Source organism: Plantactinospora sp. DSM 117369 (genome assembly GCF_053764795.1).
This window is the reverse complement of sequence record NZ_CM132446.1, coordinates 6,699,510-6,724,993: the sequence shown is the minus strand read 5'-3', so window position 1 is coordinate 6,724,993 and position 25,484 is coordinate 6,699,510. Positions and strand designations below refer to the sequence as shown.

14 protein-coding genes are annotated in these 25,484 nt (G+C 72.8%); 6 read left to right on the top strand and 8 right to left on the bottom strand.

Going from position 1 to position 25,484, the window contains the following annotated elements; all coding sequences use genetic code 11:
- Positions 1 to 41: 41 nt before the first annotated feature.
- On the top strand, positions 42 to 1,178 hold the full coding sequence (locus ACSMXO_RS28600) for a PucR family transcriptional regulator (RefSeq protein WP_455414575.1): 1,137 nt from the start codon (positions 42 to 44) through the stop codon (positions 1,176 to 1,178).
- A 6-nt stretch (positions 1,179 to 1,184) separates the two neighbouring features.
- On the opposite strand, the gene ACSMXO_RS28595 is transcribed toward ACSMXO_RS28600, so the two are convergent.
- Positions 1,185 to 1,733 (bottom strand): hypothetical protein, encoded by a 549-nt coding sequence (locus tag ACSMXO_RS28595; RefSeq protein WP_455414574.1) that lies wholly within the window; start codon positions 1,731 to 1,733, stop codon positions 1,185 to 1,187.
- Between the two features lie 114 nt (positions 1,734 to 1,847).
- On the opposite strand from ACSMXO_RS28595, the gene ACSMXO_RS28590 reads away from it, so the two are divergent.
- Positions 1,848 to 2,522, top strand: coding sequence for a TetR/AcrR family transcriptional regulator (locus tag ACSMXO_RS28590; RefSeq protein ID WP_455414573.1), 675 nt, complete (start codon positions 1,848 to 1,850; stop codon positions 2,520 to 2,522).
- A gap of 767 nt (positions 2,523 to 3,289) precedes the next feature.
- Here ACSMXO_RS28590 and ACSMXO_RS28585 read toward each other — a convergent pair.
- Positions 3,290 to 5,224: a sigma-70 family RNA polymerase sigma factor gene (locus ACSMXO_RS28585; protein ID WP_455414572.1), complete on the bottom strand. Its 1,935-nt coding sequence runs from the start codon at positions 5,222 to 5,224 to the stop codon at positions 3,290 to 3,292.
- A 129-nt stretch (positions 5,225 to 5,353) separates the two neighbouring features.
- On the opposite strand from ACSMXO_RS28585, the gene ACSMXO_RS28580 reads away from it, so the two are divergent.
- Entirely contained in the window at positions 5,354 to 7,864 is a 2,511-nt protein-coding gene (locus tag ACSMXO_RS28580; protein ID WP_455414571.1) for a S8 family serine peptidase, read from the top strand.
- 184 nt (positions 7,865 to 8,048) lie between these two features.
- Here the strand turns inward: ACSMXO_RS28580 and ACSMXO_RS28575 are convergent, their stop codons facing one another.
- The 5 genes from ACSMXO_RS28575 to ACSMXO_RS28555 all read right to left on the bottom strand — a co-directional run bounded on the left by ACSMXO_RS28575 (position 8,049) and on the right by ACSMXO_RS28555 (position 21,187).
- The gene (locus ACSMXO_RS28575; RefSeq protein WP_455414570.1) at positions 8,049 to 9,986 is read right to left on the bottom strand and encodes a hypothetical protein; all 1,938 of its coding nucleotides are present in this window, start codon (positions 9,984 to 9,986) and stop codon (positions 8,049 to 8,051) included.
- Positions 9,983 to 14,035: a DUF5682 family protein gene (locus tag ACSMXO_RS28570; RefSeq protein WP_455414569.1), complete on the bottom strand. Its 4,053-nt coding sequence runs from the start codon at positions 14,033 to 14,035 to the stop codon at positions 9,983 to 9,985. The genes ACSMXO_RS28575 and ACSMXO_RS28570 overlap by 4 nt, the downstream gene beginning before the upstream one ends.
- On the bottom strand, positions 14,032 to 15,222 hold the full coding sequence (locus ACSMXO_RS28565) for an ATP-binding protein (protein WP_455414568.1): 1,191 nt from the start codon (positions 15,220 to 15,222) through the stop codon (positions 14,032 to 14,034). The genes ACSMXO_RS28570 and ACSMXO_RS28565 overlap by 4 nt, the downstream gene beginning before the upstream one ends.
- Before the next feature lie 104 nt (positions 15,223 to 15,326).
- Positions 15,327 to 20,387, bottom strand: coding sequence for a hypothetical protein (locus ACSMXO_RS28560; protein WP_455414567.1), 5,061 nt, complete (start codon positions 20,385 to 20,387; stop codon positions 15,327 to 15,329).
- Complete coding sequence (locus ACSMXO_RS28555; protein ID WP_346258511.1) at positions 20,384 to 21,187, bottom strand: DUF4132 domain-containing protein; 804 nt, start codon at positions 21,185 to 21,187, stop codon at positions 20,384 to 20,386. Before ACSMXO_RS28555 ends, ACSMXO_RS28560 begins: the two co-directional genes overlap by 4 nt.
- 555 nt (positions 21,188 to 21,742) lie before the next feature.
- On the opposite strand from ACSMXO_RS28555, the gene ACSMXO_RS28550 reads away from it, so the two are divergent.
- Complete coding sequence (locus ACSMXO_RS28550; RefSeq protein WP_455414566.1) at positions 21,743 to 21,952, top strand: helix-turn-helix domain-containing protein; 210 nt, start codon at positions 21,743 to 21,745, stop codon at positions 21,950 to 21,952.
- 52 nt (positions 21,953 to 22,004) lie between these two features.
- Here the strand turns inward: ACSMXO_RS28550 and ACSMXO_RS28545 are convergent, their stop codons facing one another.
- A complete protein-coding gene (locus ACSMXO_RS28545; RefSeq protein ID WP_455414565.1) occupies positions 22,005 to 23,072 on the bottom strand; it encodes a GNAT family N-acetyltransferase in 1,068 nt (355 codons plus the stop codon).
- Positions 23,073 to 23,103: 31 nt separating this feature from the next.
- On the opposite strand from ACSMXO_RS28545, the gene ACSMXO_RS28540 reads away from it, so the two are divergent.
- Together ACSMXO_RS28540 and ACSMXO_RS28535 are read left to right on the top strand one after the other, a co-directional pair.
- The gene (locus ACSMXO_RS28540; protein WP_455414564.1) at positions 23,104 to 23,607 is read left to right on the top strand and encodes a MarR family winged helix-turn-helix transcriptional regulator; all 504 of its coding nucleotides are present in this window, start codon (positions 23,104 to 23,106) and stop codon (positions 23,605 to 23,607) included.
- 336 nt (positions 23,608 to 23,943) lie between these two features.
- Complete coding sequence (locus ACSMXO_RS28535) at positions 23,944 to 25,482, top strand: hypothetical protein (protein WP_455414563.1); 1,539 nt, start codon at positions 23,944 to 23,946, stop codon at positions 25,480 to 25,482.
- Positions 25,483 to 25,484: the final 2 nt, after the last annotated feature.

Here is a 25,484-nt window from a genome sequence, read left to right as displayed (position 1 = left end):
CCGGGCAAAGGAAAACCGTCCGTGACCATACAGTTCTCGCCGTGGAGCCCACTGTGAGCGACGAGCCGTCCAGCCCGTTGGCTGACACCACCTCCAACGTGCCGGCCGACCTGCTCCACGGCTACCTCGACGCCATCGCCGCCGCAGCGGCGACCGGCCGGCGTCCGCAACGCACCGACCTCGACGCGTGCCGCCGCCAGGGCGAGCGGGCCGCCGACCTCAACATCACCCTGCGCGCCCTCACCGCCGCCTACCTGCACGCTACCGAGGCGATACTGCCCACCCTGCCCGGCCTCGCCGACGCCCCAACCCCCAGCGCAGCCCGCGCCGCGGCCGTTATGGTATGGAGCGCGGCGCGGCGCCTGCTCGACGCCGCCGCGGAGGGACACGAACGCTCACAGCTACACGCCGCCCGCCGCGACCACACCGCCCGCCGCGAACTCATCGACGACCTGCTCTACGGCCACGGCCACCCCGGCCGACTCGCCGAACGCGCCCACCGCTTCGGTGTCCAACTCGCCGGCCGGCACCAGGTCACGGTCACCCGCGCCGACACGCCGTTCACCGACCCCGTGGTCGAGCATGTCGAGGCCGGGCTCGCCGCCCGGTTCGGCAGCCGGAACATCCTGACCACCACCCACGACGGTCTGTTGATCTGCATCACCCCGGGCGCACTCCGCGGCACCACCGGCGAAGTCGCCCACCACCTCCTCACCGCCCTCGGCACCGACAACCGGTGGCAGATCGGTGTCGGCCGCCCCCACCCCGGACCCGGCGGCGTCCAACAGTCCTACGAAGAAGCCCGCGACACCCTGCAACTCGCCGACCGGCTCGGCCTCACCGCCCCCGTCCTACGCGCTGCCGATCTGCTCGTCTTCCCCGTCCTGCTCCGCGACCGCGCCGCCATCACCGACCTCGTCCACACCGTCCTCGCGCCACTGACCGAAGCCCGGGGCGGCGCCACCCCGATCCTTGACACCCTCACCGCCTTCTTCGCCTGCCACGGCAACACCACCGCCACCGCCCGGCAACTACACATCAGCGCCCGCACCGTCGCCTACCGGCTCGACCGGGTCCGCCACCTCACCGGGTACGACCCCGACGACCCCACCCAACGCTTCACCCTGCAAGCCGCCGTCCTCGGCGCCCGCCTACTCAACTGGCCCGCCGAACCGTAGGGACCCCTACCGGAACCAGGCGCTCGCCGACGGAACCGCCAGCAGGATGATCACCAGCGCCGAGCCGGCGGTCACCAACGCGAACCGCGTGATCACAAGCGGGCGGAGCAGCCTCGGGAAGGCCCGCTGAGCCGCCCCGATGAACGCCTGAACGTCGATGCCCCGCGCCGCGTCACCCGACTTGGCGAAAGCGGGCGCGACGTAGCGGACCGGAAACACCTGCGCGGCGGTGGTAAGGCCGCCTCCGACGAGCAGGATCGGCTGGAGGATCCAGGTCAGGATCCGGCCGACGTCACTTCCGGCGAGGTTGAGCGTGCCCAACACCGTGAGACATACGGCGATCCCGAGCGGGAACAGAGCGTCGACCGCGCTCTCGGAAAACTTGACCCGATGCCGGGCCAGAACCTCGACGGGGAAACCCTGCCTCGCCACCTCGGCCTGAGCAGCCCGCTGGGCATCGGTGCCGTAGCGATAGGCGATGACAGTGATGACCACGAAGGTCGCCGCGATCAGGTACTGCAGTACCGATGCGGCGATGACGACAGGTGGCGCCACGACACAATCCCCTCCACCAGACTTGCACACCGTTCAAGTCGAGCCTACGAGCTACTTGAACAGTGTGCAAGTCTGGTCTCGAAGGCTGTGCAAGAGCCCATTTATCCTGGGTGGATGCCGCGTGACACGTTGAGCCGGGAACAGATCGTCCGGGCCGCGATCGAGCTGATGGACACCGAGGGGATCGAGGGCCTGAGCATGCGGCAGCTCGGCCAGCGGCTCGGCTCCGCCGCCACAGCCGTCTACTGGCACGTCACCAGCAAGGAAAACCTCGTCGTACTCGCCAGCGACGCGGTCTGGGACGAGATCGACCTACCCGACCTGGACACGGTCCCATGGCGCGACGCGGCCACCACCATGGCCCAGGGCCTGTACGCCATGATCATCCGACACCCGTGGCTGGTGCCGGCCATGAGTACCCATCTCCTGCACGGCCCCGGCAAGGCGCGACACGACGACCACCTACTCGGGGTCTACGAGGCGGCCGGGTTCACCGGTCCGGACGCGGCGCAAGCCGCCGGCGTCGTCGTCACGTTCGTCCTCGGCACCGCCCTCGGCACGGCCGCCGAAACCGCATGGCAGAACCGGCTACGCCGCACCGGCCAAGAAGACCAGATCCAGGACCTGATCACGCAGGCCACCGAAACCGCGATGCAGTTCCCCCGACTACGCGCCCACGCCACGGCGTGGACCAGCGACGACCCGGCACTGAACCCCGCCCAGGATCTCGAGTTCGGACTTCAGACGATCCTCGACGGCCTGCAGACCCGACTCGCCGCGCCTTCCTAGACCCCGGTGGTGGCACTCGCGACCCCTCACACAGGAGGCCGTCCCAAGCGAAGCACGCAGTTCGCGCCCGGTCCGACAGACGAGCGAGGGCTGCGCAAGGCCCTGGCTGGTCACCGCGGCGGTCCCCAGGAGGGCAGCAGGGGCGGCAGATCCGTCAGCAGAGCCGACGAGCTGCGCGGGACCGCCACCACCAGCAACCTGCCGGGCGGTTCCGACACCGGAAACAGTGCCGCCGCCAGCAGCGCCGCGCCGACGACAAGCCCCGCACCAGCCGCTGTGCTGATCCCTACCGGCGTCCGGTTCCCGATCGCCCGGGCGTAAGGATTTCGGATGACAGGCACGGCGCGCCTCCGCCGGAGGCTGGTTACGTGAAACGGGCGTCCCGACTCGGGCTACCCACCCCAACGCTGGTAGCAGCCCACCACCCCTCCGGGCGGGGCCGCCTACTCGGTGGCGGGGACAGCGACCCGCGAAGTCTTGGCGTTCACGCCGCGATCGCAATGGCTGGCAGCGTTGCGCGGGCCTGCCGGCCTACGTCGAAGCCCTGACCAGCTAAAAGTTGGTCAGGGCTTCGGCCTTCTTCTATGAAGTTTGAGTCTCACCCCAAAACCCCTTACAGGGATTCGCAACCAAGTTCGTCATCAGTTGCATCGGTCTGTCCTACCGACGAGGACCGCCCGTCGTGGGTGGCGTCGAGTCGTTCGAGGAATCCCTGCTCGCAGAAGAGTTCGCCGCCCTTTACACCGGCTCAGGAATGAACCGACTCGCTAGCCCGGCCGTACGCACGGGTTGGTGAGCCGGTACGTCGGGCTCTCTCCGGTACGGCCGTCGCTGGCCGTCGCCCGTACCGTCCAGGTCAGCGTCGACGCGCGCAACCGTCCCACGGTCCCCCGGGCGGCGGATCCGTCCACGGTCATGGCCTGACTGGACGTGGCGGCCCCGGCTGGCGTCCAGCGCACCTGTGCGGCCCCGATCGCGGCACCGGCGGTGGCCTGTACGACCAGGCTGTACGTGTCCTGACCACACCGGACGTGCGCGCTCGCCGTAACCGTGAACGCGATGGCCAACTGCGGCCCGGCGGTCGGCCGTGGCGCGGTTGGCCGGGGTGCCGTCGGCCGGGACGCGGCCGGTTCCGGCGCGGCCGGCGACCTGGGCGGTGCGGGTGACTCGGCCGAACCGGCGGCCGGGCCGGTGCGCCCAGCCGCGGTGCCTGGCGTGCCCGGGGTGACGGACGGGCCGTCGGCGCCGACCGGGCCGGGCATCGACGTCGGTCGGGCTACCGGACCGGCGGCGGGGGTGGTGACCGCCGGCAGCGACGGCCCGCCGGCCGGGGGACCGGACCTCTCGACCGGTACGCCGGAGGTCGCCGCCGCCTCTCCGGCGGTTGGTCGGTCAGGCCCGAACGCCCAGACTCCCACGGCGAGGACTACCAGCAGACCGGCGGTCGCGGCCAACCGCCGTCGACGCCGGCCACGGCTCGCCACGTCGGAGGTCGGACGGACGGGATGGGCCGCGGCTGTCGGCGCCGCCGCGCCGCTCGCCGGCCGCGCAGTCGGTCCGTCGGCCAATGCTGGGATGGGCCCATCGCCGGACCTCGCGCTCGCCCCCTGCGCTGCCCCGGCTTTCGCCCCGTCCCCGGACGCCTCGCCCGGCGCATCTAGGGGTTCCTTGCCCGGTTCGTCGCCGGATTCCTGGCTCGGCTGCTGCCCAGATCCTGGGCCCGGTTCGAGCGCTGTCCCGTCGTCCGCCGGGTTGGTGGGTCCGGCTGGCGGCGCGGCGGGAGACGGCTCGAGTCCGGCCTGGCCGCCGGTCGCGTCGTCGCCGGCCGCGTGGCCGGCTCCGTCCGGCGGGCCGGCTGGGACATCGGTCGCGTCCGCTGGATCGTCGACCTCGTCTGCCGAACCACCGTCGGTGTCCGCCGGGGCGCCGGTCTTGGCCAGTCTCGACCACACCGGGCCGGCGACGGCGAGGAACGCAGGCGCCGTGTACGCGGACAGCAGTGCCGCCGGGTTGAGCTGTTCGCGTCGGAGCAGACCACAACTGGCGCAGCCGTCGATGTGCCGGGAGACCCGCTTGCGCAGGGTCGGGGTGAGCCGGCCCTGCCAGCCGTCCAGCAGGTCGGCCAGCGCCGGGCAGTCCCGGGCGCCGCTGCGGGCGACGAGCAGCGCGCCGAGCGCCCGTTCGAGTTGTGACCGGGCCCGGGACAGCCGCGCGTGTGCGTGGTTGGTGGGCACTCCGAGCGCCGCGCCGATGTCGACGGCGGACAGGTCGTGCCGGATCGCCAGGTGGACCACCTCGCGGTCGCCGGGGTTGAGGGCGGCGGTCGCGAGGTGTACGAGGTCGCGCACCTGGTCGGCGTTGACGCCGGTACCCGGGTCGGCGGTGTCGGCCACCGGCTCGTCGGCCTCGTCCAGCGGCGAGGAGCGGGACCGTTCCCGCAGTTGCCGGAGGCATTCGGTGCGCACGATCGCGTAGAGCCAGGGGCGCAGCCGGTCGGGATCGCGGAGCTGGTCGATGCGCTGGCCGGCGACGAGGAACGCGTCGTGCAGCGCGTCCGCCGCCGCCTCCTGCTCACGCAGCATCGCCCGGGCGTACGTGTAGAGCCGGTCGGCGTACCGCCGGTACAGCCCTTCCAGACCGGCCCGGTCGCCTCGACGCATCGCCTCGACCAGTGTCCGGTCGTCCGGTTCCGCCCTATCCATCAGTGCTCCACCGCTCGTCGACCGGTCCAGTAGACCGAAGAAAAAATTTCCTGGGGTCTTTCTGTTGGCATACCGACCCGCTCGGGCTCCTACCGGTGTCACCGCACCGACGGGATCGAGGAGACGCCCATGACTGTGACACGTTCCGCCCGCCATCCGGTTGCCGGCCCGCGCCGGCTGCTGGCCGCCGCCGTGGTGGCGGTGCTCGCCGGTGGGCTCGTCGCCAACACCACAGCGGACGCTGCCGCCGCGGCGACGGTACCCGGCAGCCCGGCCAGCACGGCCCGCGAGGAACCGCTGGCCTTCCGGGTCGACCAGCGGCTGTCCGCGCCGCGGCTGCCGCTCGACCCGGTCGGTCGGCTTGGCACCAACCGGGAGATCGGGGTAGTGGCCGGACCAGACGGCGCGCCGGCCGGCCTGGTACTCGACGAGGTGATGGTGCGGGTGGCCGACCAGGCGGCGTTGGATGCCTTCCTGGCCCGCTGGGACGGGCAGGTGCTCGACTCGTTCGCGCCGGACGAGCAGGGTCAGGACCATCTGGTACGGGTCGACGCCAGCCTCGCCGACCCGGCGGGACTGGTCGCCGACCTGCTCGCCGCCGAGCCGGGTCAGTCCGGGGCGTACCGGGTCGGCGACGAGCGGACCCTGCGGCTTCTCGCGCTGGCCGCGGCCGAGTGGCGGGCCGGGACCGAGCTGGTTCTCGACTGGCTGGTGGAGCCGTCCGGCATCGCCGACGGCGAGGTGTTCGAGGCTCCCGACATCGCGAAGAACGTCTTCGACTGGTCGTACATGCGTGCCGGCGGGGCGATGGACATCGGGGTCGCGCCGGCCTGGCAGCTACTCCAGTCCAAGGGCAAGCTGACCAAGCAGGTGACGTACCTGGTGCTCGACGGCGGGTTCAAGTCCAATGCCGACTTCCCGACCAAGGTGTCGCTGCACGGGGCGGAGTGGGGCGAGCCCAACGTCAACGACTGCACCGGCGGCGCTGCCTGTCCATGGCACGCCACCGACGTGACGCTCGCCGGGATGGGGCGGGTCGACAACGACTACGGCACCGCCGGACCGGCCGGACCGGTGGTCGAGGAACTCGTCGCCGTCCGCAACGGGATCGACTACTGGACGGTCCTGCGCCGGTTGGAGAAGGCCGCCGAGGCGACCCACCCGGACGTGGTCAACCTCAGCTTCAGCCGTCAGGTGAACATCGGCAAGGCGTGGGCCAGCCACTTCACGGACCGGCGGATGAAGCGCGTCCGGGACACCGGGGCGCTGATCGTCGCTTCCGCCGGCAACGACAGCCTGAACATCGACGCCGGCACCCTGCACGTACCGTGCGAGAGCCCCCAGGTGATCTGTGTGGGCGGCATGAACACGGACGCGACGGTGTCGGGGGGATCGAACTTCGGCACCAGCGATCTCGACACCTCGGTGGAGATCTACGGCCCGATGTGCGTCCGGACCCTCGCCGATCCTGGAAACCCGGCGAACAACGCGACGAAGAGCACCTGCGGCACCAGCGTGGCCGCGCCGTTCGTGGCCGGCGTCGCCGCCCTGGTGCGGGCCGCCGACCCGACCCTGACCTCCGCCGAGGTCCGCGACATCCTCCACAGCACCGCCCACGTCGGCGGGCTCGGTGCCAAGGTGACCGGCAGCCAGCGCCGGGTCGATGCCCTGTCCGCCGTCGCCAAGGCGCTGGGGGTCAAGGTCGAGAAGCCCTCGGTGAGCATCACCACGCCGAAGACCAAGCAGCAGTTCGGGGTGCACCAGTCGGTGGACCTGTGGGGTACGGCGACCGACTTCCTCGGCAAGGAGATCCCGCTCACCTGGACCAGCAACCTCGACGGCAAGCTGGGCGAGGGGTCGATGACGTTCGTGCCTTCGCTCTCCGCCGGCACGCACGTCATCACGGCCAGCGCCACCGACAGCCTGGGCCGTACCGGGTCGGCGGCGGTCACCGTCACGGTGCTGGACAGCCCGACCAAGGCGGCCATCGTCTCGCCGCCGGCCGGGCTGACGCTCGCTGCCGGTCAGTCGGTCAGTCTGGTCGGCACCTCCATCGACCCCGACACCTTCAACCCGGTGCCGGACGCGGAGACGTCCTGGACCGTCCGCCGGGGTGACACGGTGGTACTCCAGAAGACCGGCCACCAGACCAGCCTGCCGGCCAACCTCGTGACCCCGGGGACGTACACCGTGATGTTCACGGCGGGCGGGCCCAGTGCGCAGCGCGTGTTCATGGTCGCGGCGGTGCCCGCCGGGCAGGCCCGGCCGACCGCCACGATTGTCCAGCCAGCGTCGGCGCTGAAGCTGACCAGCACCGGCGAACCAGAGTCGATCACGTTCGCCGGCACCGGCACCGACGCCGAGGACGGGGCGATCGCCGGGACCCGCTACCGGTGGACCGCGTACGGCAACGGCGGGGTCAAGAAGGTGCTCTGCCAGGGCAGCGCGGTGCCGACCGGTGGGCCGCTCGACAACGACGTGGTGTTGCCGAAGAGTTGCGCGAACCTCACCGCCGAGCTTGTGCTGCTGGACAGCGGAAGCACCACCACCACCTGGTCGGTGTGGCTGGAGGTCTTCGACTCGACCGGGCTGGTCGGGATGGACTCCGTACCGGTGGAGATCCTGGCGGTCACGCCCTGACCGCAGGTTCGTCCACCACCGCACGTCCCGGCGGCACCTGGAAGATGTCCGCGTACCCCGCCCGGGCAACCTGACCGACCGTACGGGCCCGTGGCTCCACACCACGGGCCCGGCGTCATGGTGCCGCGGGATGGCACCGATCCGGAGGGTGTCGGAGCTCGGTCGGCCCCGGCACCTGAACAGTTCAGCCGACGGGTGGGTCGGTCCAGGAGGACCGGATCAGCGCCCGCTCGGTGGCGGCGAGGTGGGCGGTCGCGGCGAGCCAGGCCCGGGCGTACCGGTCCGGGTCGGGATCGGCAAGTCGGCCGAACACGTCCCGGCCACGCCGGTCGGACTCGTGGGCGAGCGCGGCGGCCACCGTGGCGGCGGTGGTGAAGCCGGCCCGGCGCAGCGGACCGGCCAGCTCGGCGCCCTCGCTGCGGGCCGCCTCGCCGACGGCACGCCGACCGCCGGAGACGGCCAGTTCCACCAGCCGGCGGACCCGCCACAGCGGGGACTCCGCAACCGCATCGACGCCGGCGGCGAGCACCGGCTGGGCCATCGCGGTAGGGTCGCGGGGCGGGAGGTGGCCGCCCTGGAGCTGGTCGTAGCCGAGGTCGGCCCGGCCGTGCCAGTCCGGCGGCAACCGCAACGTGACGACAGCACCGGGCACCGGGCCGACCGCGAGCGGGTGCAACGTGCTGGGCCGGGCCGGGTCCAGCCGGCCGACCACCCGGATCCGCAGACCCGGCCAGGAGGCGAGCCGTCGCAGGTTGGCCACGTGGGCGAGTACCGGGTGGGGGTTGACCGGCACCAACCGGATCACCGGCCCGTCCGGCACCGGCGTACGGTCCGGCCCGGCCTCGGTGCCGGGGGCCAGTTCGCGGGCCAGCACCTGGTCACCGGCGGCACCGACCACCATCAGGTCACAGCCGACCAGTGCCGTTCCGGCCCGGGCCGGATCCTCCGGGTCGTCGGCGGCGAGTTGGGCGGTCACCACCTCGGCGAGCGGGCGGGCGAACAGCTCCGCCAGCGGTCCGACGGACCAGTCGGTCCCGCCGAGCGGGGTGGCCCGGACCCCCTTGCCGGCGCCGAGCCGGCCGTCGGGGGAGACGGTGGTGCCGGTGATCCGCAGACCGCCGCGGGCCAGCACCGCGTGGTTGACCGCGACCGCGCCCATCTCGGTGACTGCCCGGGCGCAGTCCCGTGCCCGGTCCGGGCCGCCCGGTTTCACGTCGTTGAAGGAGAGTTGGCGCCCGTCGGCCGCGATCAGGTGGGTGACCACTCCGGCGTACCCGGTCGTGCTGATCACCGGCTCCCGGCAGACGCCGTACACCTCCAGTGTGCCGTCCGGCTGGTAGGTCCGGCGGAGGATGCCGACCAGCGCTGGATCGGGGTCGCCGGCGGCGAGCCGGCCGGCCACGTACAGCAGGTCGTGCAGCACGTCGACCAGCTCGGCCAGCCGGTGACCGGCCTGTCGTTCCCGGTGGGCGCGCAGGCCGCGTACCGCCCGTAGCGTGGCGCTCTCGGCTCTGGGTAGTCCGGCCAGCCGGGCACTGTGCGCGGCGCGCAGCAGTTCGGCCTGGGGAACCGCGCCGACGGCCGGCGCGCCGGCCGCCAGCACCGCGGCGGCGGCCCGCCACAGCGCGGTGGCGGCGGCCCGTTGCGCCTTCGTCGGCGCCGTGCTCCGGCCGGCGGGCGCCCGGTCCGGGCCAGCCGATTTCCCGGTACGCCCGGACCGGCCCCTACGCCCGGTGGGCGCGCCGGTGCCGCCCGGAATGGACGATGCGGCGGGGTGGGACGCCGGGTCGGGGTGGGCGGCCGGGTCGGCGACCGGAGCAGCGACCAGGATGGCGGTCCGGTGCAGGCAACGGGGCGCCAACAGGCAGCTACACCGTGCCTGCTCCGGGTCGGTGACCGCGCCGGTCGGTCCGGGCGTCAGCGTGACCAGGGCCTCGGGGCCGCAGTAGACCGACACGCCGCCGTCGATCCGGTCGGCCGGTACCCCGGCCAGCCGTTCGATGGTGGCGTCCAGCCGCTTGTGCAGCCGGGGTGGCAGGGCCGCCACCGCTGCGGCGGCGACCCTCGGCAGCACCGGCGGCAGCCGGTCGGCGTCTGTGGTGGTGGGCGTGCGTGGCGTCAACGTGATCCTCCGCGTACGCGGTCGCCCACCCAGCGGGCGAGTTCGAGCGGGCTGAGAGCGGCGACCGGCATCCCGGCCGCGACGAGCTGCTGGGCGACCGGTACCGAATAGCAGGGCACTCCGCTGTCGTTCAGCGCGGCACAGCCGAGCAGGTGTACGCCGGAACTGGCCAACGTGCGCACCTCGCCGAGCAGCCCGGCCAGCGGGTACCCCTCCTCGAAGTCGCTGACCACCGCGACGATGGTGCGGCTCGGTACGGTCACCAGTGCGCGGGCGGCGGCCAGTCCGGCGGCGATGTGCGTACCGCCGCCGACGCGTACCTCCAGCAGCAGTGACAGCGGGTCGTCGACCCGGTCGGTCAGGTCGGCCACGATGGTGGAGAAGGCGAGGAAGTGGGTGGAGAGCGTGGGCACCCCGGCCAGTACGGCGGCGGTCAACGCCGACCACACCACGGAGGCCTCCATCGAGCCGGACACGTCGACCACCAGCACCAGCCGCCAGTCGGCCTCCTTGCGGACCCGGGTGTTGAAGACCGGGCGTTCCGGCACCACCACCGTCCGGCCGTCGCCGAGCCGCTGGGTGTGCGCCAGGTTCGCCCGCAGCGTCCGGGCGAGGTTGATCCGGCCGCCGGGACGGCGGGACGGGCGCGGGTTGGTCAGCCCGGTCAACGCCGGGCGCAGCTGGGTGGCCAACTGCTTGGTCAGCTCGTCGACGAGCCGCCGGACCAGTGGCCGTAGCTTGGCCAGGTGCCCCTCGGGCAGGCCACCGGCCAGCGACAGCACCGAGGTCAGCAGCTCCATCGAGGGGCGTACCGCGGCCGGGTCGAGTTCGGTGAGCACGTCGGTACGACCGTTCTCGGCTGCCCGGGCGATCACCTCCTCACGTACCGAGGTGCCGAACAGTGCCTCGAGTTCGTCGGCCCACTCGCGCGCGGTCGGGAAGGAGGCTTCCTGGCCACCGCCGGCCGCCTGGCCGAGGTCGATGACGCCCTCGCCCTGGCCCGCCCCGTACAGCTCGTCGAGGGCGCGCGCGTAGCGGCGGGCGTCGGTCGGCAACCGGTCGGACTGACGGCCGAGCAGCAGTCGCCAGCGGTGGGTGGGGGTGAGCTGGGCGGCCGACGTGTCGTCCGAGCCAGGTTCGGCGTCGGTGCCGGCCGGGGCCTCGGTGCCGGTCGGCGTATCGAGGGCGTCGGTGCCGGTCGGCGTATCGAGGGCGTCGGTGCCGGTCGGCGTATCGAGGGCGTCGGTGCCGGTCGGCGTATCGAGGGCGTCGGTGCCGGTCGGCGCATCGGGGGCGTCGTTGCCGGTCGGCGCATCTGCGGAGCCGGCCGGCGCGTCGGCGGAGTCGGTGGGCGTGCCCGGGATCGGGATGTTGCGGGCGACCAGAGCGGCCCGGCCAGCCCCGTCGGCGGCGGCCCAGCGGGCGAGCAGTTCGGGCGAGGCGGGCAGGGTCAGGTCGAGCCGGTCGGCCAGCCGATCGGAGACGGTGTGCAGCAGTCGGTCCCGGGCCGCCGGGGTGAGCACGTCGAATCCGCCACGCAGCGCCGGCAGCCGGTCCAGGAACTCGGTGTCGGTGAGCCGCTCGATCCGCTCCAGCAACGGGTCCAGCGCGGCCGGGGCGGACTGCAGCAGCGGGTGCGCCGCGGTGAGCAGCCCACCGAGCAGCCCGCGCAGGTGTCGTCGGGTATCCGGTCCGGTCGCCGTATCGACCCAACCGGCCACCCGGGTGCCCAAGGTCTCCAGATCGGTCAGGTCGAGCAGCACCCGGGCGGCCAGGGCGGCGCCCTGGATCAGCGACGAACCGGTCCGGGCCAGCTGATCGAGCGCCTCGTCCAGGCGCAGCCCGATCCGATCCTCGCCGGCCCGCACCGCCAGGTCGACCAGTGCGGCGGCATCGGCCGGAACATCGCTGCCGGCCACGCCGGGCAGCCCGCGTACCGCGGCGTCCAGCAGTACGACGGCCAGCTCGGCCGCCCGGGCCCGGCCGGCGGAGGTGGTGCCGGGCAGGTGTTCCCGGCGCAGCGCCTCCAGCAGGTCCAGTGCGGCCAGCAACTCGGGCAGGGTGCCCGTGTCCGGCAGCACCGTGGCGGCCAGTTCGAGCCGGTCGGTGACCATCTCGGGCAGGTCGCACCGGGCGGCGTCGCGCAGCCCGGTGAGCAGTTGCGCGGCGGTGGGGCCACCGTCGGCGGCCTCCCGGCGGAACCGTTCCCGCAGGGTACCGGCCGCGGCCAGCGCAGCGGTCACCCCGCGTACGCCGACCAGGTCCAGCCGGGCCGCCACGGACGGCGTCCAGGCGAGCTGCCAGCGGGTGGTCAGGGCCGCACCGTCGCCGGTGCCGGAGACCGCGATCGGCTCGCCGTAGCCGACGCCGCAGAGCTGGAGGCGTTGCAGCAGGATCTCCCGCCGCCCGTCCAGCTCGGTGCGCAGCGGATCCAGTCGGAACTCGCGGGACTTCGGGTTGTCCGGGTCGGGCAGCCGCAGCGCGCTGAGTTCCGCCTCGACCGCGGGGCCGAGCCCGGACCGGGGCGTACCGGGGGCGATGCGGCCCCGCTCGGCACCGACCAGCACGGTCTCCAGCGCGGTGGCCAGCGCTCGGCCGCGGCCGAGCAGTTCACCCTGGCCGAGCACGGTGGTCACCGCCTCGAGCACCTCGCCACGGCCGGGGGCGGGCAGGTTCCGCAGCCGGGCCAGGTCGTCGGCCAGCCGTACCGTCTCGGCGGCCTCGCCGGTTCCGGCGGGGTGGCCGGCCGAGCGGAGTTCCCGGCACAGGTCGGTGACCGCCCGGGCGGCGGCGGCCCGGATCCGTTCCGGGTCGCCGCCGGCGCTGAAGACGGACTGCTGCCAGCGCGGGTCGCGGATCCCGGCCGGGTAGCCGGAACGGGAGTCGAGCAGGTCGAACGCGTACGGCACCAACGAGGTGATCGCGGTACCGTCGCCGCCGTCGGTGGTGGCCGGCCGGGGCTGGCTCGTCACGGACCGGACCGGAGCGGACGGGGCGGCGCCGGTCCGGGTGGGCGCGGCGGCGGCCACCGGATCGCCGCCGACCGGGCCGGGCGTCCGATCCCCGCCGTCATCCACGGTGGACTCCGGCGTGGTGCCGCCGACCGTGCCGGCGGCCCGCGTCGGGCGGCCATCGGTGCCGACGTCGGTCGACGCGGCAGCGAGCAGCGCCGGGGCGTGGAAGGCGCCGACGACGGCGGCGACCCGCCGACCGGTCGAGCCGGCCTCGGCCAGCACCCGACGCATGTGCCGCTCGCGCGCCAGGTCCCGGGCCGGTACGCCGTCGCCGCTGGCGCTGTCGGTACGCATCGCCCAGCCGACGCCGAGGGCCGCCCGGCGGACCGCCTCGGGCGGGCAGCCCGGGGCACGCACCTCGACCACCCGGTCCCACAGGTCGTCGCCGTCCCGGCCGGTGCTGCTGGCGCCCAGCGCGGCGGCGTAGCCGGACCGGCGCGGACCGGAGACCGGCGTACCGGCGCCCGGGGCGGGATCGCCACCGGCCGGTTCGGACCCGGCGGTCGATTCCGACCCGGTGGTCGGCTCGGAACTCGCGGCCGACTCGGACCCGGTGGTCGGTTCGGTGTCGGTGTCGGTGTCGATGGCCGGGGCGGTGGCGTCCGCGGTCCAGCCGGGGTCGGTCAGCGGCAGGTCGCAGCAGACCACCTCGACGCCGCGCTGCCGGGCCCAGCGGATCGCGGCCAGTTCCGGCGAGAAGTCGGCGAACGGGTAGAAGCCCATCGGCCCGTCCGTGCCGTGGCTGCCGACCAGGGCCAGCGGGGCCCGGGCGGCGGGGTCGGACAGATACGGCAGCCAGCGCTGGAAGTCGGCCGGCAGTTCGATGCAGACCACCTCCGCCCCGGCGGCGTCCAGCAGGGCCGGGACCATCGCCGCGAGGGCCGGGCTGTGGTGCCGCACCCCGATCAGGTACGGCCGGACCGAATCGGCGAGCGTGTCGACCACGGCTCGCGGGTCGGCCGGCGTCGGATCGACGGTCCGGGGCGCGGCGGCCGGGGCAGCCGCACCGATGGACGAACTGGAGAGGGTCGTCACCGCAGGCTCTCCCGCAGGTCCCAGAGCCGGCGCCACATCGCCGAGCCGTCCTCGGCGCGGCGGCGCACCGGGCCGTCCCAGTAGCCGAGCAGCCGGGCGTGGTCGTTCTCGTCGTCCTTGCGGACCACGCCGAGCAGGTGCCCCGGGACCAGGTCGAGCGCGTCCCCGGCGGGCAGGTACGCGGCGGCCAGTCCGAGCGACACCGCCACCTGCACGGCCTCGGCGGTCGACATCACCGTGCCGGGCCGCTCCACGTCCCAGTTCTCGCCCGACCGGCCGGAACGCAGGTCGCGGAACACGGTGACCAGCGCGTCCAGCACCGCGTCGTCCACCGTGTACGCCGCACCGGCGCGCTGCACAGCGGCGGTGGCCTGCCGGCGGACCAGGTCGGTCTCGGTCTCCGCGTCGGAGATCGGGTGGATGGTCTCGAAGTTGAACCGGCGCTTGAGTGCCGAGGACATCTCCGACACGCCCCGGTCCCGCAGGTTCGCGGTGGCGATCACGGTGAACCCGGGCATCGCGCGGATCAGGCCGTCCCCGGTGCCGACCAGCTCCGGTACGTTCATCCGCCGGTCGGACAGGATGGACACCAGCGCGTCCTGGACCTCGGGCAGGCAGCGGGTCACCTCCTCGATCCGGACCACCCGGCCGGTGCGCATCGCGGTCAGCACCGGCGAGTCGACCAGCGCCTGCGGGGTCGGGCCCTGGGCGAGCAGCAGGGCGTAGTTCCAGCCGTACCGGAAGGCGTCCTCGGTGGTGCCGGCGGTGCCCTGCACGGTCAGCGCACTGGTGCCGCAGACCGCCGCGGCCAGCAGCTCGGAGAGCATCGACTTGGCGGTACCGGGCTCGCCCACCAGCAGCAGCCCTCGCTCACCGGCGAGGGTGATCACACACCGCTCGACCAGGCTCCGTTCACCGACGAACTTCGGCAGGATGGTCATGCTGGCCGGCAGCTCGGTGCCGTCCGGACCGGTACGCCGGTCGGCGGGCAACTTCAACGCCTCGCCGTCGCTGCCCTGGACGAAGGTGACCACGGCGCGCGGGGTCAGCGCCCAGCCCGGTGGCCGGGCTCCGCCGTCGTACGCGGCCAGGAAGGCGAGTTCGTCGGCGTACCGCTGTTCGGCGGAAAGGACCTGGGCAGCGGTCTCCGGCACCGCGGTGGGGCGGACGTGTTCCGTCACGGTCACGGGATTCCTCGATCTCTCTGTGGTTCGGATGGGACGTGCGGGACAGGGACGGCGCCGCAACGGCCGGGTCGGTCGTCGCGGATGCACCGCCTGCGGGGTTGACGTCAGCGGCGGGTGCGGCCGGTGGGCAGGCTGTCGAAGCGGGGACGCTCACCGTCGCGGATGCGTTGCCAGGCCCGCCGGTAGAGTTCGGCGGCCGGTTCGAGCGGCACGGTCACGCCGAGCCCGGCCGTACCGTCGGGTGCGAGGTCGAACAGGGCGACCTTCCAGCCCTCGATCGGCGCCTGCCCGCTGCCACGCTCCAGCCATCGACCGGGCAGGAACAGCGACCGGCCGGCCCGGGACCGGGTGGCCGCGACGACCAGGTCGGTGCCGGCCAGCTCGGCGCGAGCCGCCTTCAACCGTGCCGGCTTCCAACCGGTCCACTTCGCCGTGTTGCGGTCGGTGGGGTCTGGCATGGCCAGCAGCATCAGGTACACCGCCGCCGCGTCGACGCCGAGGCCGTGTTCCGTGGCCACCTCGGCCACCAGGTCGGGCACCGACCGGGTCGGATCCTGCGGCCACCACGTCCCGGCCTCCGCCCGCGCGCCGCCGACCGGCTCACCCGGGTCGCCGAGCAGCGCCGCGAACCGCGGGTCGCGGACCAGCCGCAGCGCCACCTCCGTCGGGTACGGCTTGGCCGCGTCCCCGCGCAACGCGGGCAGGTACGGGTCCGTCCCGTCGGCGTCGAGCAGGTCCGGCCGCAACGCCGGGGACGGCTGGTCGTCGTAGGTGGCCAGGACGATGGCGCCGTACCGTTCCCAGCCGGGGCCGGTCTCCGACGGGGTGCCCGCCACCTGCCGGAACCCGGACAGCCTGACGTACTGGTCAAGGTCGAGCAGCAGTTCGCGGTTGGCCAGCCGGTCCCGGATCGCGGCCAGCGCGGCCGGCAGCGCGGCCCGGCACGGGTCGCCGGCCGGCGTGTGGTGGGCGACCCAGGCGGCCAGCGAGACCGTGGAGCGCAGCACCTCACCGGTGAAGCCCACTGCCCGGCCGTCGACCTGCCGGGCCCGGTCGCCCTTGATCCGGAAGACCAGGTCGGTGCTCAGCTCGGCCGAGCGGGCCGGGTCGAGCAGCGCCGGCAACGCCTTCGCGGGTCCCCAGCCGGACCGGACCGCGCGGACCGCCTCGGCGAGTAGCTGTTCGGGCACCACCACCCGGCGCCCCAGGGCGGTGTTCCAGACCGCCGCCGCGGCGGCCACGTCCGGGCCGTCGGTCCACAACCGGGCCGGGTCGTCCGGCAGCAGCGCCGAGACCACGGCACGCCGCAGCTCCGGCCCGGCCTCGTTCAGCATGCCGAAGGCCAGCTTGACCTCGCCGACCTGCTTGACCCCGAGCGCCTTGCGCAGCTCGACCGGCACGGTGTTCGCCGAGTCCGCGTACGGCAGGCCGGCCAGCACCAGCTTCGCGGCGGTCGGGGTGACGCCGGTCAGCTCGGCGAACGACTCGGCCGCTTCCGGCCGCCAGGGTAGCGGCCCGCGCGCGGTCCACTCGGTCAGGAAACCGTCCAGCCAGCCGGCCGGCCGGCCGTCACCGACCGACGCCGAGGACTGCACCGTGTACGGCTCGGGCACGGCGAAGACACCGGCCGGATCGTGGTACAGCGCACCGAGGGTGTAGCCGGTGGACGTGCCGCCAGAGGTGAGGACGGCGATGAACGCCCCGTCGGACACCGGCAGGAGGCCCGGCCCGGGGTACCGGCGCGTCCCGTCGGGCATGGTCAGGTCCTCGTCCAGCAGGTGCAGCGTGAACCGGCGCCACCGGGACGGTTCGGCCGCCCCGCTCAGGTCGAGCCGGTCGAGCTCGGTGAGCAGAGCACGCAGCGTCTCCCGGTGTTCGTCCGGGGTGACCGCCGCGACGGCCCGGTAGGCGACTGCCGCGACACCGTCGAGCAGCGGCGACCAGTCCAGAGCGCTCGGCAGCGACGGTCCGTCGAGGTGCAGCCGTACGGCGGGTTCGCTTCCGGTGGTGGCGGCCCGCTGGGTGGCCAGCGCATGGAACTGGGTGAAGACGTGGGTCGAGCCGCTCGCCCCGTAGACCGAACCACGGAGACCGTCCAGCACCGTCGCGAGCTGCTCGTCGGTGGGGCCGGTCGCGGTGGCCACCGGCGGCACCGCCTTCGGGGCGGACAACGAGGTGTTGAGCTTCTCGGTCACCGCTTCCAGGTCGGTGCACACCCGGGCGGCGAGCCGCAGCATTCCGACCACCCCGGCCAGCATCGCGTCGTGGCCGACCGCCGGCAACGTCGAGCGGACCAGCTCGACCAGCGCGTCCTTGTCGTCCTCATCGGCGGTGGCGCCGGTGGCGGCTGGTCCGGAGCCGCCGATCGGTGTGCCGGAGCCGCCGACCGGTGCGCCGACCCCGGACGCCGGGACGGCGGTGCGAAGGCCGGTGGTGGTGGCGTGCGGGGCTCTGGTCGACCCGGCGCGGGTCGCGGCCTGGGCCGCGGCTCGCGCAGCCGCTTCGGCGAGGGCAGCGCGGCGTTCGTCGAGCGCGACCTTGAGCAGCGCGGCGGCGGTGTCCCGGTCCATCCGGCGCAGGGCGGCGGAGCCGGCCGGGTCCCGAGGCAGCATGTTGCCGAGGAACGAATGCCCCGGCAGCGGAACCGTGCCGGAGGCGTAGGACCGGCTGGACGGCGGCCCGGCGGCGGCCGACACCACCCCGTCCGGGTCGACCAGGACGAAACCCTTGAGGACGGCCCGCGGTCGGTCGTCGCCGGGCAGCACCAGCGCCGCGATCGGCTCCTGGCCCGGGGCCACGGTGACGGTACGACCGGCCAGGTCCTCGCCGCGTACCGAGCCGTCCGGCAGGGTGACGACCCGCCAGCCGAGTAGACCGTCCACCGGGACGGCAGCCGGGGTGGCCCGCTCGGACAGGGCCGGCCGCAGCCAGCTGTCCGACTTCCGGAGTTGGCTACCGTCGACCGGGAGATCGGCCAGGAACCGGGGCAGGCTGCGTCGGCCGTGGGTGTTGCCGACCGGGTCGTACTCGCGCCAGCCGTAGCCGCCGTCGTCCACGCTGTGGTCTTGGACCCAGTGCGAAATGCCGTCGGTGATGACCGGCCGCTGCGACGGGACCACGGTGTCGCCGACGTGCAGCACGCCGTCGCCGGTGGTCCGTCCGCCACCGGGCAGCGGCAGGGTGATCTCGTGCCCGCGCCGCTGGCCGTCCTGGATGGGCTGTGGCTCGTCGGGCGAGGAGTGCCAGTAGCCGCGCGGGTCGTAGCCGAGCGACCTGGAGCGCCAGTAGACCAGGAGCTGGCCGTCGACGTAGTGGTAGTCGGGCTTGCCCCACATGTCGCCGGCCGGGATGCGCAGGTCGTGGCGGAGCACGATGCCCTCCGCGCCGAGCACGCGTACGGTGGTCGGCCCGGCCAGGATCACGTACGGCCAGGCTTCCTGCCAGGTCCACTCGACCCGGTGGTCGCCGCCGGTCACCTCCTGCCAGGCCAGCTCCCACTCCGGCCAGCCCAACTCGTCGATGATTCCGCCACGCAGGCTCCGGGCGACGTGCTCGGCGAGGTCGACCCGGACGGCCTGCCCGGGGTCGCCGCCCGCACCGGGTTCACCGGGCTGGGGGAGGTCGTCGGAGACCAGGCGCACCGCCTCGACCGGGAGCCTGCCCAGCCAGTCCACCGACTCCGGCAGGTACGGCAGACCGGTGCTGAACCGGTGGCGGATCCGGGCCCGCAGCCAGTCGGTCAGCATCGGCCGGATGCCGGCCGTCTCGGCCACCCGGCGCAGGGCGTGTGGCTGGCCGTCGAGCTGGTCGAGGCTCCGGCGCAGAGCCCCGACGAAGCGGTCGTCGCCGGCCACGGCCAGCAGTTCCCGCTCTCCCTCGGTCTTGACCCACTGCGCCAGGTCCACGGAGTCGTCCTTCGGCGGAGCCACCGGCACGTCGAGGAGGAGCAGCAGGTCGCACAGGTCCAGGTCGCCGTCGGCGGCGAGGGTCTCGCCGTTGTCGGTCAGTTCGGCGCGGAGTCGGTCGGCCATCCGCTCGACGAGCGGGTACATCTCCGGCACTCGGCGGCGGTAGTGGCCGGAGCCGGCTCGGCTCACGAAGCGGCGCAGCCAGCCGACGGACCCGTCCTGCGGCCGGGCCGTGTCCGGCACCTCCGGGTCGGTGAGTCCGGCGAGCGCACCGGTGTCGGACAACAGGGTCAGCCAGCTGGTCAGGTTGTCCCGGTCGGTGGGCATCAGGTCGAGCAGGCTGCCCCGGATCGCGGGGTCGCGGTCGGCCAGCGCCTTCACCGCCGGCAGGTGTGCCTTCCACCAGCCGGCCGGCGCCTGGGCGGCCACCGGCAGCCGGAGTACCTCTGTCAGGTAGGCCGCCTCACGATCGGCGCCGGCCTTACCGGCGGCCCGGACCAGCCGCTTCACCGCGTTGGCCGACTGCGCGGACGGGACCACGCCGGCGGCCGCGGACCGCAGCGCCAGCCGGCAGAACCGGTCCAGCGCCTCGTCGGCCGGCAACTGGGCGGAGAGTTCCTTCGCGTACCCGGCCAAGCCGGTCGCGGAGACCACCTTGGCCGACGCGAACTCCAGGTAGACCTCGTCCAGCCGGTCCAGGTCGACGGGTAGGCCGTGCTGCGCCTCCGCCTTGCGCGCCTTGTTCAACAACTGCGTCGCGTAGGCGTCCTGTCCGGCGGCGAGGAACAGCCGCGCCGCCTGCTCGAAGAAGGTCGGCAGGAAGTGCGGCAGCGTACGGGCGAATCGGTCGGCGATGGCCTGGTGCCCGTCCAGGGCGGCCTTCGGCCGCGACCGTGCCTGTTTGGCCAGCTTCTGCAACTCCGGCACCACCGCCAACGCGTGCCGGCCGTCCGCCGGGTGGTGTACCAGCACCCACTCCGGAAACGCCAGCGATCGGCGCGGACCCAGCCCGACGACGGCAGGCTCGGCCGCCGTTGCCAGGCCCAGGAACCCGACGGCGAGGTCCTCGCCCTCCCCGAGTACGGCGTCGACGACGCGGACCACCAGCCGGTCGCCGAGGGCCGGGTGCCGGTAGGTACGGGCGGTGAGCGGTACCGCCCGATCGCCGGCCCCGGCGGTGTCGGTCGGCAGTACCGCGCCGGCGGCCAGCAGGCTCTCCGCCGTCTGCTCGTCCGACCTGGTCGTCATTCCGGTCACGCCGCTTTCTCCGTCTTCGTCGCGGCGCCGGACAGGGCCGTCGCCATCCGCATTCCTTCCGACCACGCCACCGGCCCGACTTCGGTCAACCGCAGCGTCGGTCCGTCCACCAGCGACCAGGAGAGGGTGCCCAGGGTCGCTTCGGAATCCCAGTAGTCCTCGTCGAACCACATGGCGGCCTCGACCGTGCGGCCGGCCTCCCAGACCCGGCAGGTGACCTGCGAGCCGGAGACCCGGAAGCCGAGCGTGGCGGCCCGGGCGGCCAGCCGGTTGGGGACCGCGGTACCACGGAAGTCGGTGATCGTGGTGTCGCGGTCCTTCAGATCGGTCGGTTTGCTCCAGGTGCCCCGGTGCAGTTGCTCGATCCGCTGGGTGATGTCGAGTTCGTCGGCGAACTCGCGCAGCTCGGTCAGGTCGGTCAGGCGTACCGGGTGGGGCAGCGTGGCGCTGGCCGGCGAGAGCCGGACGGTTTCCCCGTCGAGGTTGACCATGCGCAGGTCACCGGTGTCGGTGACGTCTCGCAGGAAGCCCGGCTCGGCCGGATCGTCGCCGAGCACCACGAGGTCGCGCAGCGCGTCCTGCCAGCTCGGGTCCGGCCAGACCCGGGCCAGCAGCCCGGTCGGCACCGGCAGCGAGGACACCACCCAGGCGTCGATCCGGGCCAGGCATTCGGCGGTGTGCCGGTCCAGCCACTGGGCGAGCTGGCGTAGCCGGTCCACCTCGGGGTTGTCGCGCAACACCTTCGGCAGGGTCTTCAGTGGGCGGCCGGTAGCCCGCAGGCCGGTGGACCGAGCCGTCACCTTTCCGTCCACGAGGGAGATCTCGTGTGAGTCTCCCACCGGTAGCCAGCCCATCAGGAATACCCTCCGTAGCGGAAAATCAGCTAGATTTCAGGAGATATCGCCCGCGATCGACGACGTAGGGGACGCTAACAGTAGTGACCGACACGGCGGGGTCCGCCGGCCGGCGCGGTGGGCGTACCGGGGGTCGAGTGTGGCCCGAAAGAAGGCCCGGATCTGCGAGAGTCCGCAGGTCCGGCCGGTTCGGGACCGCCACGGACGGCTGGGCGGTGACCGGACGAGAGGCTGGGAAGTGGCCTAGGTCACATCGCCGCGTCACCGGGCTCCCAACGGATGGCACAGCGTCGCCGTGTGCGGTGCGTGGGTGGCCGGGACGAGGCCCGGTCCGGCGGGTGTTTGACCATGGCCTAATCCGCGGCAGCTCGAGGCCCAAGAAAGCGGGACCGATGTTGCTGAAGGGGTTGGCCTCTTTCCGGAACCCGGTCGGCCCCCTCTTGTCGCCCTGTGCTCGGGTTCTAGGGGTCGTTGCAACGCCTGACCTGATCAGGGGTTGCAGTGTTCGAGGTCCGTGGGGACCGCCGGCCGCAGGGACGGAAGAAGCCTCGCGCGGAGCGCCAGGCATATTTGGATCTTGTGGCGCGGGGTGTGAGTACGAGTGACGCGTGCCGGCTGGTCGGGATCAATCGCAAGACCGGTCACCGCTGGCGGTACGGCCGCACGAGCCAGACGAGGGCCGGGCAGCAGGGAGTACGTCCCGCTGCATGAGCACGTACCAGATCGGTGCGGATTCGATTGGGCCGGCAGCGTTCGGCGCTGGCTACCGGGATACGTCCTTGGCGAGGCAGGTGGTTCCGTCGGGGCCGGCGAGTGGCGTCGATTGGTACCCCTCGCTGTGGTAAAGGTCGATGTTCCGCATGCTCTTGGCGCCGGTGAACAGCAGGATGCGACGGCAATCCGGTTCGGCTGCGGCTTCGGCGGTGCGCAGCAGCCACCGGCCCAGCCCTTGGCTGCGCAGGTCAGGCACGACGGCGAGCCGACCGATGTGCCAGTCGGTGTCGAGGCGACGGGTCCGCACCATGCCCAGTAGTCGGCCGTCCAGCCAGATGCCCGTGGTGTGCCAGGTCGCCAGCCATTCGCGTACCTCCTCCGGCGACTCATGTAGGGCCGGTATGGCCGTGGTGTCGTTGACGACGGCCTCGTCAACCCAGCAGCACAGCTGCAGTACGGTGACCTCGGGCGCGTCGTCGGGGGTCAGCCGTCTCGCGTAGGACCCTGGCAGCGGGCCGGACAGCGTCCCGGATTGTGTGCGTTCGCGCATCGGCCGTAAGGCTTGGGCGACCCGGACCAGTTCGTCCAACAGGCCGACAGCCGCCGCGTCGCGGGTGGCGTCGGGCCGCAGTCGCCCATTCTCCGTTGCGTCACCGATGCGGAGCGCGACCGTGGCGCCCAACGGGACCAGGCGCAGCGTAGTCACCACCTGCTTGGCGTGCTGGACCGACCGGGTGCCCGCCGACGTGTTGCCGTAGCTGACGAAGCCGATCGGCTTCCACGCCCATTCGCCGCTGAGGTAATCCAGCGCGTTCTTCAGGGTCGCTGGCATCCCGTAGTTGTACTCCGGCGTGACCGCGATGAACCCGTCCGCCGCGTCGACGATCGCGCTCCACCGACGTGTGTGCTCATGCTGGTAGACACCCGACGACGGATGTTCCTCTTCGTCCAGGAACGGCAAGTCCAGGTCGCCGAGGGCCAGCGGTACGAGCTCGACGCCGAGTTCCGCCGCACGAGGGGTGATCGTCTCGATCAGCCACTGTCCGACCACGGGGCCGAGGGCGCCGGGGCGGGTGCTGCACATGAGCGCCAGGACACGGATCGGTTTCGTTGACATGGAAACGAAGCTTAGATGCTAGATTGATTACATGTCAACGAAACGGCCGGCCAGTACCGTGCGTTGGTTGAGCCCCGACGAGGAGCGGGCGTGGCGCGCGTTTCTGCGTGTGATGGTCACCGTCCAGACCGGCACCGCGCGCGATCTGGCCGCGATCGGACTCTCCGAGTCCGACTACGAGGTACTGAGCACGCTGTCGGAGCGGCCCGGCCACACCAGCACCCTGGGGGAACAGGCCGACAAGATGGGCTGGTCACGCAGTCGGCTGTCCCGGCACGCCACTCGGATGGAAGCGCGTGGTCTCCTGAGGCGCACGCCCGACCCGACCGACGGCAGAGGCTGCTTTCTCGTACTCACCGCGCGAGGTCTGGACGTACTCGACAACGCCGCACCGGCCCATGTCGAGTCGGTACGACGCCACTTTGTCGACCGGCTCGCCCCGGAAGACCTCGTCGCCATCGAACAGATCGCCCGGAGGCTGGAAGAGCCCCAAGCCGGCGACGATCGACCACCCGAACGGCCCCCATCGGCATGATCATGGATGGGTGACGCACTGAACTCGGCTTCCGCAACGGGTTGATCAACGAATACTCCCAGGTGGGGTAGCTCTGACCGACTTTCCGAGCGGTACAGCGAGCCGACCCCGAACATAGAAACTCCGAGCTCCCGCGACGTCTGTTGTGGTCCGGACCGCTGCTCCCACCGGCCTCATCCGTCCGCTGTTCACAATCCCAACCCACGCCCGTCGCTGTCTGAAAGCGGATTTTCGCGGCGACGAGACCTCACATCGCCTTGACTTCGCGTGGGCGAGACTGGCGGCGCCTGCGATGTCAGGCGATATCGATGTGGGCACGGCGGACGGAGACGGGGTATGCCGGAACGAGAGCTACGAGATCGAGGCGATCTCACGCAGGCCCTGCTGGACAACGCAATCTGGCCAGATGGCCTCGTCGCGGAGGCCGGCATCCCGGTGTACGACGTGCCGCTGGTCACGGTGGGCGGCGGCATCGGCTCGTTCGTACTGGTCGACTACCTGCGCATCGCGGGGGTGCCGACCGCAGACATCTGCGTGCTGTCCAATATCGGCTCTCCGTGGCAGACATACGAGTACCTGACCCGCGTTTCGCAGATTCCCGGGCCAGAGCGCATCCGGTCCGACTCGTCCTCGCGGCCGGACAACATCTGGGGCTTTCCGTCGTACGCGCTGAGCGAGGCGTGGCGGGAGCGGACCCTCCGGCCGCTGGTGCACGTGCTCGGTGAGCCGATCTTCGCGGACTACTGGACGCCGCGCGTGGGCGACGTGTTCAAGAGCATGGCCCGCGAGTCCGCGCGTATCGGGTACCCGACGATGCTCGTGAAAGGCGTCGTGCGGATGGTGCGGCGGCGGGCGGGCGGCGGCTACTTCACCGTGCTTACGCCACCGGGTGGCACCGGCCCGACCAAGCGGGTCGCCTACCGGTCGCGCTTCGTGCACCTGGCGGTCGGGTACCCCGGACTGCGGTTCCTGCCCGACCTGCAAGAGTTCCGGGAGAAGTACGGTGACTTCACGCGCGTGGTCAACGCCTACGAGTCGCATGAGCACGTGTACGAGGCGCTGCGTACCAGGCCGGGCACCGTGATGGTGCGTGGCGGCGGCATCGTCGCGTCCCGGGTGCTGCAGCGGTTGATGGACGACCGCGAGCGGTACGGGCTACAGACGAAGATCGTGCACATCTTCCGCACGTTCGTCACCGGCAGTCACGGGCCGCACCTGTGGTCACGGCGCAAGGGCGGCGACGGCTGGGCGTACCAGGGATTCAACTATCCGAAGTCGGTGTGGGGCGGGCAGCTGAAGGCGAAGATGCGGCGGCTCGACGGCGCCGAGCGGGTGACCGAGTACAAGCGGATGGGCGGCACCAACACGCCTAAGCGCCGCCGCTGGCAGCAGCAGATGCGCGCCGGCCGCGAGGGCGGGTGGTACGAGGCGAGCCAGGGCCTCGTGGAACGGGTCGAGCCGGGCGCCGACGGCACGCTCGTCAGCCTGGTCACCGGCGACGCGGGCACGCGGAAGATCGGCGCCGACTACATCATCGACTGCACCGGGCTGGAGGCCGACATCGCCGAGCACCGCGTCCTCGCCGACCTGCTCGCGCACGGCGGCGCCGGCCGCAACCCGCTGGGCCGGTTGGAGGTCGAGCGGCACTTCGAGGTCAAGGGGACGGCTAGCGGCGACGGCGCCCTGTACGCCACCGGCGCGGCCACGCTAGGCGGGTACTTCCCGGGCGTGGACACGTTCCTCGGGCTGCAGATCGGTGCCCAGGAGATCGCCGACGACCTCGCCCGCCGCGGCTTCGGTCGCCGCATCGGGCCGGTCCGCTCCACCACCCAGTGGATGCGCTGGGCGCTCGGCCGGCCGGTCCAGGAGGGATGAGA

Excerpts from the sequence above, each read along its gene's own strand:
- ACSMXO_RS28545 (WP_455414565.1), bottom strand. The coding sequence starts at position 23,072 with ATGTCAACGAAACCGATCCGTGTCCTGGCGCTCATGTGCAGCACCCGC.
- ACSMXO_RS28535 (WP_455414563.1), top strand. The coding sequence starts at position 23,944 with ATGCCGGAACGAGAGCTACGAGATCGAGGCGATCTCACGCAGGCCCTG.
- ACSMXO_RS28585 (WP_455414572.1), bottom strand. The coding sequence starts at position 5,224 with ATGGATAGGGCGGAACCGGACGACCGGACACTGGTCGAGGCGATGCGT.
- ACSMXO_RS28580 (WP_455414571.1), top strand. The coding sequence starts at position 5,354 with ATGACTGTGACACGTTCCGCCCGCCATCCGGTTGCCGGCCCGCGCCGG.
- ACSMXO_RS28590 (WP_455414573.1), top strand. The coding sequence starts at position 1,848 with ATGCCGCGTGACACGTTGAGCCGGGAACAGATCGTCCGGGCCGCGATC.
- ACSMXO_RS28540 (WP_455414564.1), top strand. The coding sequence starts at position 23,104 with ATGTCAACGAAACGGCCGGCCAGTACCGTGCGTTGGTTGAGCCCCGAC.